The sequence below is a fragment of the Pseudomonas marginalis genome (assembly GCF_008692035.1).
GTDB classification, from domain to species: domain Bacteria; phylum Pseudomonadota; class Gammaproteobacteria; order Pseudomonadales; family Pseudomonadaceae; genus Aquipseudomonas; species Aquipseudomonas marginalis.
This window is the reverse complement of sequence record NZ_VTFG01000002.1, coordinates 430592-448816: the sequence shown is the minus strand read 5'-3', so window position 1 is coordinate 448816 and position 18225 is coordinate 430592. Positions and strand designations below refer to the sequence as shown.

At 57.9% G+C, this 18225-nt stretch carries 16 protein-coding genes; 8 read left to right on the top strand and 8 right to left on the bottom strand.

Annotation, left to right across the window (positions count from 1 at the left end; translation table 11 throughout):
• The first annotated feature begins 141 nt into the window (after positions 1–141).
• From FX984_RS22055 to FX984_RS22045, 3 genes are all read left to right on the top strand, one after another.
• Positions 142–420 (top strand): hypothetical protein, encoded by a 279-nt coding sequence (locus FX984_RS22055; RefSeq protein ID WP_003172685.1) that lies wholly within the window; start codon positions 142–144, stop codon positions 418–420.
• A 44-nt stretch (positions 421–464) separates the two neighbouring features.
• Complete coding sequence (locus FX984_RS22050) at positions 465–1226, top strand: CHAD domain-containing protein (RefSeq protein ID WP_027604141.1); 762 nt, start codon at positions 465–467, stop codon at positions 1224–1226.
• A gap of 90 nt (positions 1227–1316) precedes the next feature.
• Positions 1317–2114 (top strand): acyl-CoA thioesterase, encoded by a 798-nt coding sequence (locus FX984_RS22045; RefSeq protein ID WP_098480031.1) that lies wholly within the window; start codon positions 1317–1319, stop codon positions 2112–2114.
• A 3-nt stretch (positions 2115–2117) separates the two neighbouring features.
• On the opposite strand, the gene FX984_RS22040 is transcribed toward FX984_RS22045, so the two are convergent.
• From FX984_RS22040 to FX984_RS22020, 5 genes are all read right to left on the bottom strand, one after another.
• On the bottom strand, positions 2118–2480 hold the full coding sequence (locus FX984_RS22040; RefSeq protein WP_027604139.1) for an Mpo1-like protein: 363 nt from the start codon (positions 2478–2480) through the stop codon (positions 2118–2120).
• Positions 2481–2597: 117 nt separating this feature from the next.
• Positions 2598–2987, bottom strand: coding sequence for a hypothetical protein (locus FX984_RS22035; RefSeq protein WP_146475741.1), 390 nt, complete (start codon positions 2985–2987; stop codon positions 2598–2600).
• Positions 2987–7675, bottom strand: a complete 4689-nt coding sequence (locus FX984_RS22030; RefSeq protein WP_190329703.1) for an RHS repeat-associated core domain-containing protein — start codon at positions 7673–7675, stop codon at positions 2987–2989. The genes FX984_RS22035 and FX984_RS22030 overlap by 1 nt, the downstream gene beginning before the upstream one ends.
• Positions 7676–7873: 198 nt before the next feature.
• Complete coding sequence (locus tag FX984_RS22025) at positions 7874–9355, bottom strand: methyl-accepting chemotaxis protein (protein ID WP_098480033.1); 1482 nt, start codon at positions 9353–9355, stop codon at positions 7874–7876.
• Between the two features lie 96 nt (positions 9356–9451).
• Positions 9452–10258 carry a TatD family hydrolase gene (locus FX984_RS22020; RefSeq protein ID WP_098480034.1) on the bottom strand — a complete coding sequence of 269 codons (807 nt, stop codon included), beginning with the start codon at positions 10256–10258 and terminating at the stop codon, positions 9452–9454.
• A gap of 236 nt (positions 10259–10494) precedes the next feature.
• Here FX984_RS22020 and FX984_RS22015 point away from each other — a divergent pair, with 236 nt between their 5' ends.
• From FX984_RS22015 to FX984_RS22005, 3 genes are all read left to right on the top strand, one after another.
• Positions 10495–11916, top strand: a complete 1422-nt coding sequence (locus tag FX984_RS22015; RefSeq protein ID WP_027606965.1) for an MltF family protein — start codon at positions 10495–10497, stop codon at positions 11914–11916.
• A gap of 103 nt (positions 11917–12019) precedes the next feature.
• Positions 12020–12454, top strand: a complete 435-nt coding sequence (locus tag FX984_RS22010; protein ID WP_027606966.1) for a DoxX family protein — start codon at positions 12020–12022, stop codon at positions 12452–12454.
• 261 nt (positions 12455–12715) lie between these two features.
• Positions 12716–13024 (top strand): hypothetical protein, encoded by a 309-nt coding sequence (locus FX984_RS22005; RefSeq protein WP_065924423.1) that lies wholly within the window; start codon positions 12716–12718, stop codon positions 13022–13024.
• Between the two features lie 2 nt (positions 13025–13026).
• Here the strand turns inward: FX984_RS22005 and FX984_RS22000 are convergent, their stop codons facing one another.
• Genes FX984_RS22000 through FX984_RS21990 form a run of 3 tightly spaced genes read right to left on the bottom strand, consistent with a single transcriptional unit; the run spans position 13027 to position 16436 of the window.
• Positions 13027–14772 carry a Gldg family protein gene (locus FX984_RS22000; protein ID WP_146478101.1) on the bottom strand — a complete coding sequence of 582 codons (1746 nt, stop codon included), beginning with the start codon at positions 14770–14772 and terminating at the stop codon, positions 13027–13029.
• 15 nt (positions 14773–14787) lie between these two features.
• Entirely contained in the window at positions 14788–15513 is a 726-nt protein-coding gene (locus FX984_RS21995) for an ABC-2 transporter permease (RefSeq protein ID WP_027606969.1), read from the bottom strand.
• Entirely contained in the window at positions 15510–16436 is a 927-nt protein-coding gene (locus FX984_RS21990; RefSeq protein ID WP_146478099.1) for an ABC transporter ATP-binding protein, read from the bottom strand. The genes FX984_RS21995 and FX984_RS21990 overlap by 4 nt, the downstream gene beginning before the upstream one ends.
• Before the next feature lie 210 nt (positions 16437–16646).
• On the opposite strand from FX984_RS21990, the gene FX984_RS21985 reads away from it, so the two are divergent.
• Complete coding sequence (locus tag FX984_RS21985; RefSeq protein WP_146478098.1) at positions 16647–17630, top strand: hypothetical protein; 984 nt, start codon at positions 16647–16649, stop codon at positions 17628–17630.
• 113 nt (positions 17631–17743) lie between these two features.
• A complete protein-coding gene (greB, locus tag FX984_RS21980) occupies positions 17744–18217 on the top strand; it encodes a transcription elongation factor GreB (RefSeq protein WP_027606972.1) in 474 nt (157 codons plus the stop codon).
• The last annotated feature ends 8 nt before the right edge of the window (positions 18218–18225 follow it).

Here is an 18225-nt window from a genome sequence, read left to right as displayed (position 1 = left end):
ATATTTTTCAAGAATAGCGCCCAGGCTCGGGTATGCTCTGGCAATAGGTACTACCGATTTCAGGCTAAGGACAAGGCACTTTTTCTTGTAGGCAACGTCTTACAGCGTACGACTGTTTTTCTTTATTTTGAGGTGTCATCGATGAAAGCCTGGATGTGTGTGCCTGTGATCATGTTGGCCCTGGCGGGTTGTGCCGGGAAAACCGCATACCGCGACAGCTGTGGCTCGCAATTGGATGCCGCCTGGAAAGAGCTCGACCTGGCCAAGGCCGAAGGTTTTGCCGGCACCGTCAGCTACTCCAAGGCCTTGTCGTTGTTGACTGGCGCCAAGACCCAGCAGCAATTCGAGGCGTTTGAAGGCTGCTCCAACAAGGCCGAAAAAGCGCGGTTCTATATTCGTGAGTCGCGCGCCGGGCGTTAACGTGCAGCGCAGAGTGGGATTTTTCATCTGAGAGTGAGGGCGGGATGTCATCTTTGGTCGATCAGTTAGTCGCTCAGGTCATTGGCCTGGAAGTAGGGTTACTGAGCTGCCAGGCTCGCCTCGCTGCCGTCACCGATGATGAAGCCTTGCATGATCTGCGCACCACCGTGCGCCGCCTGCGCAGTCTGTTGCGTCCTTTGCGCGGGCTGCCGGGTGTGGAACAGCTTGAATTGGCCGCCGGCACGGTCGGCCAGTTGACGACGCCGCTGCGCGACCGAGAGGTGCTGGCGGCGTATTTGCATCAGCATGGTTATCACGAGGCCGCTGATCGACGCCTGCGCCTGCAACCCGACGCCTATCGCCAGGTGGCACAGGGCCCGGAAGTTGCCCATCTGCTGCTGATCCTTGATGCATTCCCGCGCTTTATCCGCGCCTCGGAGCACCAGAAATTGCTCAAGGGTTTGCGACCGCGCATTGAGAAGCGCCTGGCCAGGCAATGGCAGAAACTCGATCAAGCGCTGAAAGATCCAGACCATGATCGCCACCGTTTGCGCTTGTTGATCAAGCGTGTGCGCTATGCCGCCGAGGCTTACCCCCAGCTGGATAAGTTGCCCGCCAATGCCCTGCCACGCCTGAAGAAAGCCCAAGCGGCACTGGGTGATTGGCATGACTGCTGGCAATGGTTGGCCCAGGCCGAACATCAAGCCGATCTGCAGCCTTGCGTTGCGATATGGCATCGCACCATGGCCAAGGCCGAAGGGCAGGCGGATCGCGTGCTGGACAAACTCAGCGCGGATTGTTTCTAAATCGGTCCGGCTTTTGGCCGGAATAAGCGCTGTACCTTGGCTGCGCGCTGGTTAAGATCGCCCATCTGTTTCTTTTGATGTGAGGTCGCCATGCGCTTTAGTGATTTGCTCGACGCCGCCCGAAGCAACCCGCTGGATGTCACCATTCCCGCTGAATGGGCCCAGGGCCGCGCCACGTTCGGTGGCCTGGTTGCTGCGTTGCAATACGAAGCCTTGCGCGCCCAGGTGCCGACGGACCGCCCATTGCGCTCGCTTGCGATCACCTTCGTTGGCCCGGTCGCGCCCGATGTACCCGCCAGCTATCAAGTCGAAGTGTTGCGTGAAGGCAAGGCGGTCAGCCAGTTGCTCGGCCGGGTTGTGCAGAACGGTGAGGTCGCGACCCTGGTACAGGCAAGTTTTGGCGCATCCCGCGAGTCGGAAATCGATGTGGCCAGCGAGCCGCCGCCGACGTTCAAGCACTGGGATGAGTGCCAGGAACTGCCCTATATCAAGGGCGTCACGCCTGAGTTCATGCGCCACCTGGCGATGCGCTGGAGCGTTGGCGGTTTGCCGTTTACCGGGAATAAATCCCGCGAGATGGGCGGGTGGGTTCGCTTGCGCGGGGATGTGAAGGAAGAACCGCTGACCGAAGCGCATATCCTCGCCCTGGTCGACGCTTGGCCACCGGCGCTGCTGCCGCACCTGAAAAAGCCCGCTCCGGGCAGCACCCTGACCTGGACCATCGAATTCATCCAACCGTTGCAGGAATTGACGACCCTGGACTGGTGCCAGTACCACGTCAGCATCGAACATGCGCGCGACGGCTACGGTCACGCCGCCGCCGCGCTGTGGAGCCCAACCGGTGCGTTGATCGCCCTCAGCCGCCAGACCGTGGTGGTCTTCGCCTGATCGTCAGTGACGGTGGCGCAGCCGCCAGGCACGCCACCAGCCACCGCTCAACACAAAGCGCGGGAACGTCAGGAACTGCTCGACCACCAGGCGCTGTACTGCGTCTTTACGATCACTGAACGGCTCACCGGCCTCGGCTTCCAGGCTATGGCCATGACGCTGCAACGCCAGGCCAGCGAGGATGCCGACTACGCCAATGGCGAAACTGGCCAGGCTCAGGCTGAACACTCCGGATACAATCAACAGAAACCCGATGATAAACAACGGCACGGCAATCAGGTGCAACGCCAGGTTGGTCGGGTGCTGATGGTTTTGCGGGTAGTTACGCCATTGCCAGGCGGGGAGATTGGGATGACGTTTGCCCATGATGGTGAACCCTCTGTCCGTTGAAATAACATGGGGAGAGTTTAGGTGGGGGTGGGCGGGTGGGCGAATTGGGGTTGGCTATGACGGTGATAGAGGGCCAGTTGTGGCAAACCATCTTCAAGCCCAAATAACGCAGTCATGATCATCCATGTGCACCAGAAACGTGAGTTTGCTATCCGTCACCCAGAACGGATATCCGGTCGTTTCACCTAAGATAGAGGCTATATCCTGCGCATTGTCGATTTCCCAGCCCGAGTATGTTGAATCAAGTACCAACAAAATCAGGTCTTTTTGGTTAATGCGGTACTGTATTTCCTTCCAGAAATTGGGGTTGTGCTCTGAGTTTTTCTCGTTCAGTTCGACGGGGTCGAGGAAGCTGCTCTCGGACTTGAAGAACTTCTTTGTCAGGTTATTTATTAATGTTGTGGTTTCGTATGTCTGAAGTTTTCTAGAGTTTATTTCTAAGCTCCTGAAAGCATCATCTATTTCTTCTTCCAGATAACTCATTAGTGAATCCCAATTCTTGATCGGCTAACGGGAACCAGTTTGAGAAGTATATGACCTCTTTTTGCCCCTCCGCCCGCTCTCTTTCCGGGGGTTTGATAGCCAATATGAGGTGATTTCGGCCCTTCTTTGCTTGGGACAAGTATTGGGTCATCAATATTCACCTCGGCCCCCCTATTTGGGCCGCTTTGGACACGCCATTCAGTTGGAAATGACTTTCCATATTGGTCTTTACCCCATTTGGATACGCTGTATTCATCCCTTGATATGCCTGTTCTGCGAAAGGCTTCATCTAAACCCGTGTGCATTTGCTCGTAGCTGTTGCGGTCTTGTTTGCGCCAGTCCAGATCTACATCGGAGTTAAACTCCCACGTGTTTCCGGTGTGTGGCGGAGGGCAGCTCCCAGAAGTGCAAGCTAACCCTAACGGATCTAACCATCCGGTCGGGTTAGTCACGTACTGATACGCGTTGATCCCACCCGCCAACTTCACCGGATCAGGCGTCAGGTAACACCCAATATCCGGATTGTAGTAGCGATGACGGTTGTAGTGCAGCCCGCTTTCCTGATCAAAGTACTGCCCCTGAAAACGTAGCGGGTTGTCGATTGTGCCTTTGTCGAGTCGGCTGATCTGGCCGTAGGCGCGGTAGTGCGCGGACCAGACGATGTCGCCCTCTGGGTCTGTCAGTTCCTGTGGTGTGCCGAGGTGGTCGAGTTGGTAGTGAAAGGCTTTGGTGTTTTTTGGGCCGAAGCCTTCCAACAAAACCAGCGGGCGAAAGCTGTCGGGTTCGTAGAGATAGCTGCGATGGCGGTCTGCATGGTGTTCGGCAATCAGCCTGTCGCCTTGCCAGAAAAACTCCGTGGTTATGCCGTCCACGGTTTTGCTGATGCGTCGCCCAAACGGGTCGTAGCAATAGTTGGCGATTTGGCCGTTGGGTTGGGTGATGCCGATCAGCCGGTGCTGGCAGTCGTAGCGGTATTCGGTGACGAGTGCGTGCCCACGACCCCGCCGTTCACGGATCAGGTTGCCGAAGGCGTCATAGTCGTAGTAACGGTCACCCTGGATCATCAGGCGGTTGCCGGCGACGATATCGGGGCCGGGGCGGTCTTGCATGAGCAGGTTGCCGGCCGGGGTGTGGCCGAAGCGTTCCTGCAGGTCTTGGGAGTGGTCGGCGCGGGTGAGGCGGCCTAGCGGGTCGTAGTGGTAGTGGTGTTCGCCTTTGCGGGTGTCGAGCAGGCGGGTGAGGTTGCCGGTTTTGTCGTAGTCGTATTGGCGTTGGTAGAGGTGGTCTTGTTGCTGGGTGATTGCGTGGGCGTGCAGGCGGTGTTGGTCGTCGTAGTGGTAGTGGCTGAGGAGTTGGCCTTGTTGGCGCTGATGTTCCTGGCCGGCCTTGAATAGGTGAGACGTCAGCAGCGCGCCGTTTAATTCGATGGTGGCGAGGTGGCCGCCTTTGCTGTGGTTGAACACCAGGCGGTTGTTGTCCGGCAGGCGCAGGTGTTGAAGCTGGCCGCAGGCGTCGTAGCCGTAGCGCAAGGTGCCCCAGCCCTGATGTTCGGCGGTGAGGCGGTTTTGTTGATCGTATTCGTAGGCCAGCGCCCAATGGCCGTCGTCGACGCTGAGCAGGTTGCCCTGGCGGTCGTAGGCATATTCAACAACGCTGGCGTCGGGCAGGGTTTTTCGTACGAGGCGTCCGGCGTGATCGCGCTCGTAACGGGTAACGAGCTGACTGCCATCGTCACCGTGTTCGGTTTTTTCCTGCAGGTTGCCATTGAGGTCGTAGACGTAGGCCGTACGCTGCCCGTCAAACCCGGTTTCCTGCTGGATCAGGCCGTTGGGGTGATAAGCAAGTCGGTAGGTCTCGCCAACCTCGTTTTCGATCTCGGTCAGCAGTAACCGCGCATTGTCGTAGCGGTACTTGACCTGGCTACCGTCGGCGTTGATACGGCGGCTGATCAGGTGCAACCCGTCGGCGTATTCGTAGCGGATGACGTGGCCCAGTTCGTCGCGTTCGGCGGTGATTTTTCCGTAGGGGTTGTAGCTGTATTCCCGACATGCACCGCCTGGTAATACGACGCGAACCAAGCGACCCACACTGTCCCACTGATACTGGGTCAGCGCGCCATGCTCATCCTCGCGCGCCACCTGCCGGCCAAGATCGTCATAGCGATAACGCTTGATCCCGCCATTGGGCAACTGCTCCTCAACCAGTTGCCCCCGCTCATTCCACACCAGCCGTTGGCAACTGTGGTCCGGGTACCAAACCCCAACCAGTTGCCCGTATTTGTCGTAGCTGTAATCCGTAACATGACCATCGGGATCGATCTTGCGGATGACATCGCCCTGGTCATTACGCTCGTACTTCCAGACTGCCAGACCCCGCCTTACAACCCGTACGAAGCCATTGTCATGCTCGTAGGACGTCGGCTCATCATCCCCGGGAAACAACGCCACCAAGCGTCCGGCTTCGTCGTACTGATACGCCGTCACCGACCCCAGCGGATCCTGCTCAACCGTCAGCCGGCCTTTGGCATCGTAGGATTTGAAATGCTGTGCACCGTCCGGATCAATCCGCTGCACCAGTCGCGCCCGGTCGTCATGGGCGTACACTTCCTGACTGCCATCGGCGTTATGCAGCGTGACCCGGCCGTCGTCCCCCCAGGCATACCGCGTATCCATCTGCGAAAAACTGGCCCAATGCCGGACACATCGCGCCGCTTTGCCGGACCGTTCCCATTCCCAAAAGAAACTCGCCCCACCGGCCAGTCCACGTTCAAGAATGACGTGCTGATCGTCGTAGCGATAAACCTCGCTTTCGCCGACGGCATTGGTCGCCGAGACCAGTCGGCCAGCGTCGTCATAGGCGTAGGAAACGACGTTCTGCTCCGTCACCCATTCGTAAGGCTCATACCCCTTGGCGCGCTGAACCTGATAGTCCACCGCGACGATGTGGCCGGACGAGTAACGCAAAAACAGCGCACACCCCGCGCCGTTATCCAGCCGCTCAATCCGCCCTAGAAAATCCCGAGAAATCCGCAGCCGGTTGTCGTACGCATCACTGATCGAGACCAGCACACCGTCGCGAAAGTGATAAAACCGCGACGCCTGGGCCAACACCAACTCATCCGGCGACGTACCTAAATAGATCGCTGCTTCCGCGAGGCTATTGGTGATGGCGGGTCGAGCAACAGTCGGTAGTGGAAACTCAATCGAGCGGTTCTCATGGTCCGTCCAAACGACGGAATCGCCCGACACCGCAAGCCGATGCGCCAGCGAATGACTCCAGCCAAACCCCAGCCCGCCATCCACTTCCACCGCACTGGTGCGGTACAACCGTGTCCACTCGAACGGCAAGATCCCATCCAACGTGCCGTCGGTGAGGGTGAGCAATTCCTCCCCGGTAACCATCGACACCGGGCAGCCGTTGGTGACGGTCTTATCCGAAGAAGCCGCCGCATCCCCGTTCGGGTTTTTCCCCGAAACAGGCACATCATCGACAGGCTCCTGCCTGACCAACACGGTCTTCTGTGTCTTGTTACGAACCGCCGGCACGGGGTTCGAAACCACATGCTCCCCCGCCTTCAACGGTGCCACCGGTACGGTCTTGATCGCTGTCGCGGGGCCACCGAGCAGCAAAGGCTTCACCGCCTCGACATGCGCGTCCAACGTCGGTCCCACCAACTGATCAGCCAGCCTCTCCAGCCACTGGCGCGCTCGTCCGGATTTGATATGTCCCAGCACCTGAGCGCCCAGGCGAATCTGCACGCCCATGCCGCGGGTCGCCCAGATCAGGAACAGATTGATCAACACCTCACCGCTGATCTCGCCCAGCACTTCATACATCTCGGGCGGTGGCAGCAGGCGTAGCCAACTGACCATGGCCGACACGTAGATAAACAGCAGCGGCTCATCGCTGAGCACCAACAGCCCCTTTGCGATGGTGTCGTTGCCCAGCCTCAGCAGTTCATCGAGTTCAGTCTGGGAGATGTAGGCCAACAACTTCTGGCTGTTGGCCTTGAGGTCCGCCAACAAGTCATACAGCTGCTTGACGTTGTCCCACAGGTTGTAGAGCGCCTTGGCCATCCCGCTTGAAAACGCCAAACCTTGCATCGCGCTACGTTCGGGCGGCGTGGCGTTGGCGAAGTCATCCCACAGGGGCTGGAAAGTCTTGGTCCATTCCTCATGCAGGCGACTTTCCAACCCTGCGATCACCGATTGATAAGACCCATACAGCGCCTTGACGTGATCCTTGGAAACGTTGGGATAGAAGGTGATTTGGTACGGCTGGTTGCGATCACACTCGGTGATTTCGAGGATGCCGCCGGGGCCGATGGTCCGATGCAGTGGTGCGCCGAGCGGGCTGCCATCCTGGGCAATGGCTTGCAGCATCACCGGCGTATTGCCGATCGGTACAAACCGAGTGCTTTCGAACATATGCACCAGGGTCAGCGATCCCTGGGCATCGCACCTGGCGACGGTGTTACTGGGGGTTTTGGAGGAAGCCGGCGCCACCAGCGCCACCTCTTCCCCAACTTTGAACACCTGATCCACTTCCAGTGCCGAAGCGCTCAAGAACCCCTCGGCCCACTCATCAAAGGTGTTCAGGCAATCACGCAAGTCACGGAAGACGCGCTCAACGTCCGGCGCCTTGGCATCCATGGGGGCCAGGACAAAGCTGGCAATCACGGGAATCAAGAGGCAGCCCCGACAACCAGGGCATTAACGGGTAGGTGCATCGGCGGTCCCTCGCACTGAATGATCAGGCGAGAGACTTTGGAGAGGTTCGTCAGGTAAAGAAGTCGGCGCTATTCGCCAGGACGGCTAGGAGGGTTCGCCAAGACTTCGGGTAAACGCAGAGTCGATCGTAGGAGTCGGATTACAGGTGGAGAAGCCCTACAGCTTCAGTTGCCCAATCGCCTTGCTCAACTCACCAGCCAACGTTGCCAGCTCATTGCTGGTGGTCGCCGAACCCACAGTCTGTTGCACGGTGTTCTCGGTCACATCACGAATGCTCACCACTGCGCGGTTCATCTCTTCGGCCACGTGGCTTTGCTGTTCGGCGGCGACGGCGATCTGGGTGTTGCTTTCACGCATTTGCGCCACGGCGCTGGTGATTTCGGCGAGCGCTGTGCCGGCTTCCAGGGCTTGTTGTACGCAGTCGTCGGCCTTGAACGAGCTTTCCTGCATGAAGTCCACCGCGTCGCGGGTGCCGGCCTGCAGCGCCGAGACCATGCGGGTGATTTCGTCGGTGGAGCTTTGCACGCGCTTGGCCAGGTTGCGCACTTCGTCGGCGACCACGGCAAACCCACGGCCCATTTCCCCGGCGCGAGCAGCTTCGATGGCGGCGTTGAGGGCGAGCAGGTTGGTCTGTTCGGCGATGCTGTGGATCACACTGACCACGCTGTTGATTTTCTGGCTGTCCTCGGCCAGTTTCTGGATCATTTCGGCGGTCTGTTGCACGCCGGAAGACAGGCCGGCGATTGAATGCTGTACGCGGGTGACCACGTCCTGACCGCTGCCAGCGAGGGTGTCGGCGGCCTGGGACAAGTCGCGGGTGGCACCGGCATGTTGAGCGATATGGTAGACGGTGGCGGTCATTTCGTTGATGGCGGTGGCGGCTTGGTCGGTCTCGCTTTGCTGGCCAAGCATGCCGTGTTGTACCTCGTTCATGCTGCTGGCCAATCGAGCGGCACCCTCGTCCAGAAGCCTGGCGGTGCGCGCCACGGTGCTGACCACGCGCTGATAACCGGCTTGCATGGCATTGAAGGCGCTGGCCATCTGGCCGACTTCATCCTTGCAGGCCAACGGCACGCGGGCCGACAGGTCGCCGGTTTTCTCCACGTGCAGCATCACGTCCTTGAGGGTGTTGAGTTGGCTGAGCAGAAAGCGGATCAGCAATTGCGAGGCGCAGAGCATCGCCAGCATCAGGATCAGCACCGCCACGGCATAGTTGGCGAAGCGTTCACTGAATACCTGGCTCAGGCTGGGGGCGTGGGCGAGCACGGCGATGTATTGCCCATCAGGGCGGGCGATCACTTCGGCGCCCATCAGCGTGTTTTCGCCGAACAGCGGCATGGGGTTGAGTTCGACCCAACCCGTGTTGCTGCTCAGGGCTGACAGATCCTGATCGGCCAGCTGTGGGACTTGGCCGCGGGCAAACGTCAGCCAGTGCTCGCTCTTGGGCAGGGCCTTGTCGGCCGGCCAGGCTCCGAGCAATTGCGCCTGGGCCTGTGCCGAGGCCTGGGACGCATGGCTGCGCGATTGCTGTTCGAGATGCACGGCGTACAGCACCAGGAGCAGGGTCGTGATAAAGGCGACCGCGTTGACGGCCCAGAATTTGTATTTCAGCGAGATATTGCTAAGCCAGGCACCCATGGAAGGTTTTCTCTGATAGCGGAAACAGCATTGGCAAGGTGCCATTATTGTGCCGCTACTCCGCAAAGCGGTTTTGACATGGGTCAATGCACCGCATCAATCCACGGCAGGCAGCCCAAAAAACGCGCGGGCACAGGCGGTGCTGTGCTGAGCCAGGTCCTCGGCCGTTTCGTTGCGGTGCAGGGCGACTTCGCGCAGCACTTCCGGCAGGTAGGCGGGTTCGTTACGGCCGTTTTTCGGCTTTGGACGCAGGGTGCGCGGCAGCAGGTAGGGCGCATCGCTCTCCAGCATCAGACGACCACGGGGAATTTCCCTGACCAACGGATGCAGGTGCGTCCCACGGCGCTCATCACAGATCCAGCCGGTAATGCCGATGTACAAATCGAGATCGAGGTAGCTGAACAGCGCCTGTTGTTCGCCGGTGAAGCAATGCACCACGGCGGCCCTCAGGTGGTCGCGGTAGTCCTTGAGGATCTCCAGCAGGCGCTGGTTGGCGTCGCGCTCGTGGAGAAACACCGGCAGTTTCAGCTCAACCGCCAGAGCCAAGTGCTCTTCGAGGACTTTTTCCTGCTGCGGGCGCGGAGAGAAATCCCGATTGAAATCCAGCCCGCATTCGCCCACCGCACGTACGCGGCTTTCGTTGAGCAAACCACGCAGGCGCCTGGCGCTATCGCCGTTCCAATCGCTGGCGGAGTGGGGGTGGATGCCGGCCGTGCTGAACAGGCGCTGGCCGCTGTCATCGAGGTTGACGCACAGTTCCAAGGCCTGTTCGCTGCCGTCGACGCTGGTGCCGGTGAGCACCAATTGTTGCACCCCGGCGGCATAGGCGCGGTCGAGAACGGCCTGGTGCTTCTCGTCGAAACTGGGGTTGGTCAGGTTGACGCCGATATCAATGAGTTGCATGGTGCTATCTCCGCCTGCGGCCGGAAAGCATATCAGAGCTGTAGATTTATAAGAAAAACGAAGAACTACAACGAGTTATAGCTGTCTTTGAACGTCGCAAGTGACATCGTGATTGGCTGCACGCCTTGCACTGTGCCACCGTTGCGCGTCTTGCCAGCGCTTAAAGCGCTCTGTTTCTGACCCCCAACGCCTCGTTTTTCGCGAGGGTGTTGGCCAGTATTCTTTCCGGAGAGCGGATGATCCGACCCTCGGCGTTGCTTATGTTGTGCCTGACGCTGCTGCTGCCCGCGGCGGCGCTCGCGCGTCTGGACGGGCCGCTGGAAGTGACCAGGCCCGGCAAGGTGCGCGACCTGGCGGAGATTCGCTCGAGTCGCACCCTGCGTGTACTGGTGAACCAGAGCCGTAACAGTTCCGGCGAGGTCCAGGGCCAGGCCATCGGTGTCGAATACCATCGCTTGCGTGCGTTCGAGCAATACCTCAATGGCCACGCCCGTGATGGCCAGGAAATCAACCTCAAGATCATTCCCAAGGCCAAGGACCAACTGCTCGGCGCACTCGCCCGTGGCGAAGGCGACCTGGTGGCCCCCGGTGAATTGCTGGATGTGAAGGCCGCACACAAGATCAGCACCAGCGATCCGATCGCCAGCGGTGTGCCGTTATGGCTGGTGGGGGTGAAGGGTGAGCGGCGGTTTACCAAGCTGGAGCAACTGTCCGGGCGTACCCTGGCGCTGACCACCGGCAGCGCGGCGGCGGATGCCATCAGCCAGGTCAACCAGAAACTGGCCTTGCACAAACAGCCGCCGGTCAAGGTGGAATGGGTGGACCCGACCCTGGCGGTGGAGGATGTGCTGGAGATGGTCCAGGCGGGTATTTTTCACCTGACTATTGTCGAGAAGCCGATTGCTGAGCGCTGGTCGAAGATCCTGCCCAAGTTGCGCTTCGACAAGCAGGTGGCAATCAGCGAACCGGGCGACGAGTACTGGTTTGTGCGCCAGGATGCCTCGATGCTGCGGGCCAGTATTGATCGATTTCTCAAGACCTATCGCACGCCGTCCGACCAGGATGTGGCATTCCAGCGCATCTATCGGCGCCTCTACCAGGTGCGCAACCCGCTGGCCCGCGTCGACCGCCAGCGCCTGGAAAAACTGCGCCCGGTATTGCAAAAGCACGCCCGTGAGCAAGGCATGGACTGGCTGAACCTCGCGGCGCTGGCGTTCAAGGAGTCGGCTTTCGACCCGGGTGCGCGCAACAGCGGCGGCCCTACCGGCCTGATGCAGATCACCCCTTCGGCAGCGCAGCGGGTGGGCGTCAACAACATCGAAAGTCTCGACAGCAATGTGCAGGCCGGCGCGCGTTACCTGGCGTTGATCCGTCGCAAATTCTTCGCCAGCCCCAAGCTCAACGAGCGCGAGCGCATGGCCTTCGTATTGGCCGCGTACAACATGGGGCCGGAGCGGGTGCAGGGCATGCGCACCGAGGCCAGGCGTCGGGGACTGAACCCCAATCAATGGTTCTTCCAGGTGGAGCGCATCGCCATGGAGCAGGTGGGGATGGGGGGCGTCAGCTATGTTAATAGCGTCAACAAGTACTACTTGGCGTTCGATCGGGAGCGAGAGTCCCTGGAACCGCAGGCGCCGAAAATCGCCTCACGGAAATAATCTATTTTTTCGATGTTAATCAGGCAGTTTTTCGGCTTTTATCATTGCTTAAACTGATTAATATAGCGGCCAACCAACCCCTACTTCGAAAAGGATCCACCCCATGAGCCCAATGATCAAAAGCGTACTGTCCACTCGTGCCGGCTACGGCCTGACCATCCTGCGCATCGTCGTCGGCATCATCTTTGCCGCCCATGGTTCGCAAAAACTCTTCGGTTGGTTTGGCGGCTATGGCCTGGCGGGCACCGCCCAGTGGATGGAAAGCATTGGCCTGGCGCCGGGTACCCTGATGGCGCTGCTGTCGGGCGGAACCGAGTTCTTTGCCGGCCTGGCACTGATCATCGGTTTGCTGGTACGCCCGGCGGCATTGGGCCTGACCATTCTGTCGCTGGTGGCGATCTTCTCGGTGCATATCCATAATGGCTTGTTCATGGCCAACAACGGTTATGAGTTCGCACTGGCCCTGCTGGGCGGCTCCCTGGCGGTGCTGCTGGAAGGTGCTGGCAAACTGTCTGCCGACCGCGCCATCGCCAACTGACACCGGCGCAAAACTCTGAAAAGGCCCACCACTGTGTGGGCCTTTTCGTTGCTCGGGATTCTTGACACCGCCCCACCGGCTTCTCTAGGATGCTGCCCATGCGCCGATTTAAACAGCTAATTGCGGGGCGCCACTGGGTCTTGATAGAACCCGACAGAAGCTTGTTCTCCCCTGGGGAGGCAACTTCGAAATACCGCTAAAGCGCTGGTTCGGTGTTGCCTCTCACCTGCCCGCAGACTTTTGAGGCAGAGACACGACACGATGAATGCACTACGCCCCCTGATACGCCTGGCCCCGATCACCGCGGACCTCACCCAACGCAATCCAAAAATCCTCCTGGGCGGCAAGCATCAGCCTACGCTCTTGCGTTATCTGGACGGGTGGCCACGTCGCAGCGGACGGCCATCGGCATTCTTGATTCAGTTTGTGGAAGATGGCGATTCTCTTGCCCGGTTTGCGAATAACAGCTTCGATCTTGCGGTTATCCAGGCCCCCAGCGCCAGCGACGCGCAGGAAGTCATCCGACAATTGACCCGCATTGCCCGGCAGGGGCTGATTGCCAGGCGTTGAACTCAGTAGAGCGCGACGCTCGCCTGTAGTCGACGCCGTCGATTGCACAGGAAAACCACCCAGGCTACCAGGCATAGCATCAGGGGTATCGCCAGTGCCACGAGCATTTTTATGGCGAACTCCAGGCGATGTACCTGCGCGTATGCCTCGGCTTTCAAGGCATGTAATTCCATTGGCAAGCGCAGTCGCTCCTTGTTGAGTGCAACCAATTGGGTGGTGGTGTCCACGGTCTGGGAGCCGAGCTGCACCTCCGTTGTGCGCAGCATTTGCCATTCATGTTCTGTCCGTAGCAGGCGTTGTTCCAATTCAGTCGCCTTCTGCGTGTAGGCGTGTACGGCGCTGTCGCGCATCCGTTCCAGCCTGTTTGGCGATCTTTGCGCCGACGCGTGCGGGCGAATATTGGTCAGTACATCACTGGCGGACAAGTTATCCAGCGTATTCAAGATAAACAGTGTGTTGCTGTCGGGCGCTGGGCTATTGACTTGATCCGTGAGCAAATCAGTGTCGGCGACTACCACCACATGGATCTGCGCCGCTTTTTGCACTGCTGCCGGCTGTCCTTCCACGTCATCGAGGAATGCTGAATAGGCAGGCCCCTCTATACGGGCTGCAATCACATGGCGTTGTGTTTGGCTGGAGGCCTCATCGGCCGTTGAATCGAGCTCGGTTGCCGAGGCAAGCCGGTCGGTTTCCTGCAACTCGGATTGCAGGGAGCTTTGCAGGAGAGGGGTCAGCGTCGTGCGGCCTTTCTGGCGGCGAAACAGCACGCCGCTGCTTGATACCGTCACGTTATTCAATTTCCAGGTGCTCGGATCGCCTGTGTTCATTGCCTGCCGGGGCAGGTTCAACCTGCCCGGATGCTGCACTGTGAACTTCCCTTTCACAGGTGTGTGCGACGCGGCGTAACGGTGATCGAGCAGAAACTTGTTCGCCGGCATCTGTATTCCCCAAGCGGCAAGCAAGTCAGTCAGTCGGGTATTGGCGGATGGGGTGTTCGAGCTTTGCTCGCTAAACGGGTCGATAAATGTCATCAATTTACCGCCCTTCAATACAAATTGTTCAACCGCATATAACGATTGTTCAGGCAGCGCCTGTGGATGCACGACCATGAGCGTCTTGACCTGTTCCGGCACGCGCTCGGTGCTTGCTCCCAGATTGACCAGGTTGAAATGTCGCTGCAGTTCCTTCAACAATCGGCCCGCGGATTCTCCCATCGCCAGCCCTGACAGCAGTCCGATAGCGGGGCGCTCCGGATGCTGCAACTTGTAGATCAAATGACTGATTTCATATTCGAGCAATGGCTCACGATCCAGGCTGAATGATTCGATGCGTTGCGCTCCATAGCCGGCTCGGGTGCCGATCAGGCCCATGAATCCCGCATTGTCGTCGAGGCCAAACAACCTGGCTTTGTAGGCGTCCTCTGAAAAAGGCATGGGATCAATAAGGTGCAGGTTGATCATGCCTTTTGCTGCTTTTTCGTACTCCATCAACCGGTCTTCGATGCGCTTGCCATAGCGTTTCAAGGTGTAGCTTCGTCCAGGGCTGTCATGGGCATTGAAATAATACAAATCCACAGGGTTTTCCAATGACGCGAGTAACTGTCGTACTTGAGGCGATAGGGTATGCGTTTTTCCTTGTGAGAAGTCCCATCGGATATTTGGAATTTTTCCTACCCAAACTAAGTTAAACGCCAGGAATAGTAACAGGATAACAGTGAGTGTCATGCCGGTGCGCAGAGTAGGTCGCATGGAGGGCTTTCCTTCTCAGCTGTGTCTATAGTTGAGAGTGACGGTCGTCGCTGCGAGAAAGGCCAAGATCATGCTGATGAAGTAAAGCATGTCACGAAGCGTGAACTTTCCATTGTCGATAGCGCTGTACCTCGAAAAAGGGCTGAGGGAAACCAGACTGTCCACCGCCCAGATGGGGGCTTGATGTTCAAGTGCATCGAGTAAATAAGAGAGTGCGCTGACGATAAGCATAAAGCCTACAGTCAGTATGAAAAGGGCAGTGCGTTGCCGTACCAGTGTGAAAATAAAACAACCGACGGCTAGATAACTGCCCGCCAGTAGCCAGCTCGATATAAATTGCGAGGCAATAACGCTGTTGTCCGCCACTCCCAGGTAGTTGGCAATGATCACGAGAGGGAAGGTCAATATCAGGGCTGTGGCCGCCACGACCCAGGCTGCTAGAAATTTGCCGATAACCCATTCAAACGTGGTGATGGGTAATGTTTTCATCAGGTCGAGAAAACCGGCATTGGACTCGTCCGACCAGAGTTGTGCCGCCAGTACTGGAATCAGCAATAAATAGAGCCAGGGGTGTAGCTGGAAGAAAACCTGCAAGTGACTGCTGTCCTGTTCTGGCCAGGCGCTCATGTGCAACCCCAATGCCACGGACAGTACTGAAAAAATGGCAATGCTCAGATAGGTGCCGGGTGTACCGGCATAGTGGACGAGTTGACGCTTGAATATGACGGGCAGCAGTTTCAAAGGGGAGTCTCTCGGCTCAGATAATGAACTACGTCGCTGAGGCGACCAGGCTCCAGGCTCAGTGAGTTGATTTTCCAGCGACGATTGGCAATGAGCGTATTGATATGGGGGTAGATGGTGTGCCCCGGCATGGCCAGGACGGTCACCGTGCCGGGTGCGTGCCGATGTTCTTCGATGCCTGCCACCCCCGGCAGTACGGCGAGAGCCAGCAGGTCCAAGGGGGCATCTGCGGCGAGGGTGACCGCCTGGAAATGGCGAGAGTCGCGTTGCAGATCTGGCATGGGGGTATCGGCCACCAGGCGATCACCTGCGATCACCAGGGCGCGTGTACAGAGTTCGGATAATTCATCGCAGTGTCGGGAAGCGACGATCACGGTCATTTCTTGCGTCAATGACTGGATGAGGCTCCTGAATTTGTATTTCTGATCAGGTGCCAGCCCCTCGGTCGGTTCATCCAGTAATAGCAAGGCAGGGGCGTGCAGGATGGCCTGGGCAATGGTGACTTTGCGCTTCAAACCGATGGAGAGAGCCTCGAGGGGAGCGTTGAGCACCGGCGACAACTCCAGTTGCGTAGCGGCATAGTCCACCTGTGCGCGTTTTTCGGTGCCGCGCAGTCCGCGAAGGGCCGCGATGTAGTCAAGGAATTCTTTAACCGACATCGTAGGATGACTGACGCATCTGTGAAGTTGGTAGCCGATGAGTTTTTTTGCTCTTAATGGATGGGCTTTAGTATTGAAGCCTTGGATGTTTATATGCCCGCTGGAAGGCGTGGTCGAGCCCGATATTACGTCGAGAAGGGCCGTTTTAACTGTAGGATTTTCTCCGAATAGTCCCAGGCATTCCTGTTTGTTTGCGCTGAATGAAAAATCGCTGATTATTTTCTTATTGTTTAAATGTTTTGTCAGGTTGATGATTTCGATCATTTAGCGTGGTGTGGTCGTGGAGGGAGAGTTTGAAAAGGGTACGAGCAATATCTGTTTTTGGGAACGCCGCTCAGCATTAATAGGAAAAATCCTACGGGCGCGCTAGGCAAGTCGCTGAAACAATTGTTTTGTGTTTTTAACCTTTAATTATTGAGTGATGGTCTGAAGGTTATAGAGACTTTTCGAATTTTGTAATGAGGCCCGATCACCATGATGCTTCTACGTACCCTTGTTCTTGAACGCGACGGTCAAGATGCTCCGGTTAACGGTGCATTGCTCTGTGGGTTTGCTGTAGGCCAGATTGCCTCCAACTTTCTTGTTTATAGCTTGGATGAAGAGGTTGAGCCGGCGAGTTCCAGGGTGTATATCGCAGCCTTGCGCAAAAAACTTGATCGGTATTTTCTGGGGGGAGTGGAGTCCAAGGAGGACCTGCATGTGGCAATGCATGTTTTCAAGCAAATTCTTACCTCGGCGGCGGCAGGCACTAAAGCCGGTGTTACCGAAACTCAGGTGCCTTATCATTTTATCGATTTAAAAGGCTGCAAGCTGCCGCCTGCGAGGCCCGAAGAGCATCATTCGGTGATCATCAAGAAGGCCCTGGTGATGAAAGTGATCTCCCTGGGAATGTCTGCGCCGGTGCTGCCGGCAATCGAAAGTGCTTCATTAATTGTGCCTTCCATTCGTTTCTCGTCGAAAATGAGTTCATCTGTCAGGGGGGCGAATCCACCCGAGCCTACTCCGCTTCCCGTACCTGAACCTGTCGTAGAAGAGCCCCGGCAGATGTTGGTCGACGCGCCTGTGGCCATCGTCCAGGATGTACCTGTTGTCCTGAATGAGCCAAGCGCCCCGGCGCAGCCGAAGCTTTCGGCGCCCGCGGACGACGACCACTTGTTTGAAGTAGGCAGTACGCTGACCAACCTGGCTCGTGTTGCTCAGGAGCTGGCCCAACAGAAACTCGCTGCGTCGGAGAGGGAAACCGCGCTTGATCAATGGCAGGCCCGCTTGCAGCAGGAGCAAACCCAGTTGGATGAAAGGGTCCGGGATCTGGAGCAGCGCACCGCTCAACTGCATGACCAGTCCCTGGCCGTCAGTCAACGGACCGAAGCCCTGAAGGTGATGACCTCGCAAGTCTCGAGCTTACGCCAGAGCTTGCGGGGCGTGCTGCTTGAATTGGATCAGACGTTGGATAGCTAGACAGGCCTGGCTACTTTCCTGGGTTCATTTATCATCAGCGCCAGCGAACCGACGCCTGGATGTGATTTCCTGCCTTATCGGTACCTATGGACATTGCCTGGGGATGCATGCGTTTGAGTACCAAGCTGATAACCAAAGAAGGTCATGAAGCGCTGAAGAAAGAGTTGGATTACCTGTGGCGCGAAAAGCGCCCGGATACCACGCGCAAGGTGACATGGGCTGCTTCCCTGGGGGATCGCAGCGAGAATGCCGACTACCAGTACAACAAGAAGCTGCTGCGCGAAATCGACCGGCGGGTGCGTTACTTGCGCAAGCGCCTGGAAGACATGCGTGTGGTGGAATATATGCCCGAGCAGGAAGGGAAGGTGTTTTTCGGCGCCTGGGTCGAGATTGAAAACGAACAGGGCGAGACCAAGCGTTTCCGTATCGTCGGCTATGACGAGATTTATGATCGGATGGACTATATCTCCATCGATTCACCGATGGCCCGTGCGCTGCTGCGCAAGGAAGTCGACGATGAGGCCATTGTGCAGACCCCGGGAGGCGAGGTGTGCTGGTGGATCACCGCTATCGAGTACGTGAAGTAAGCGACGTT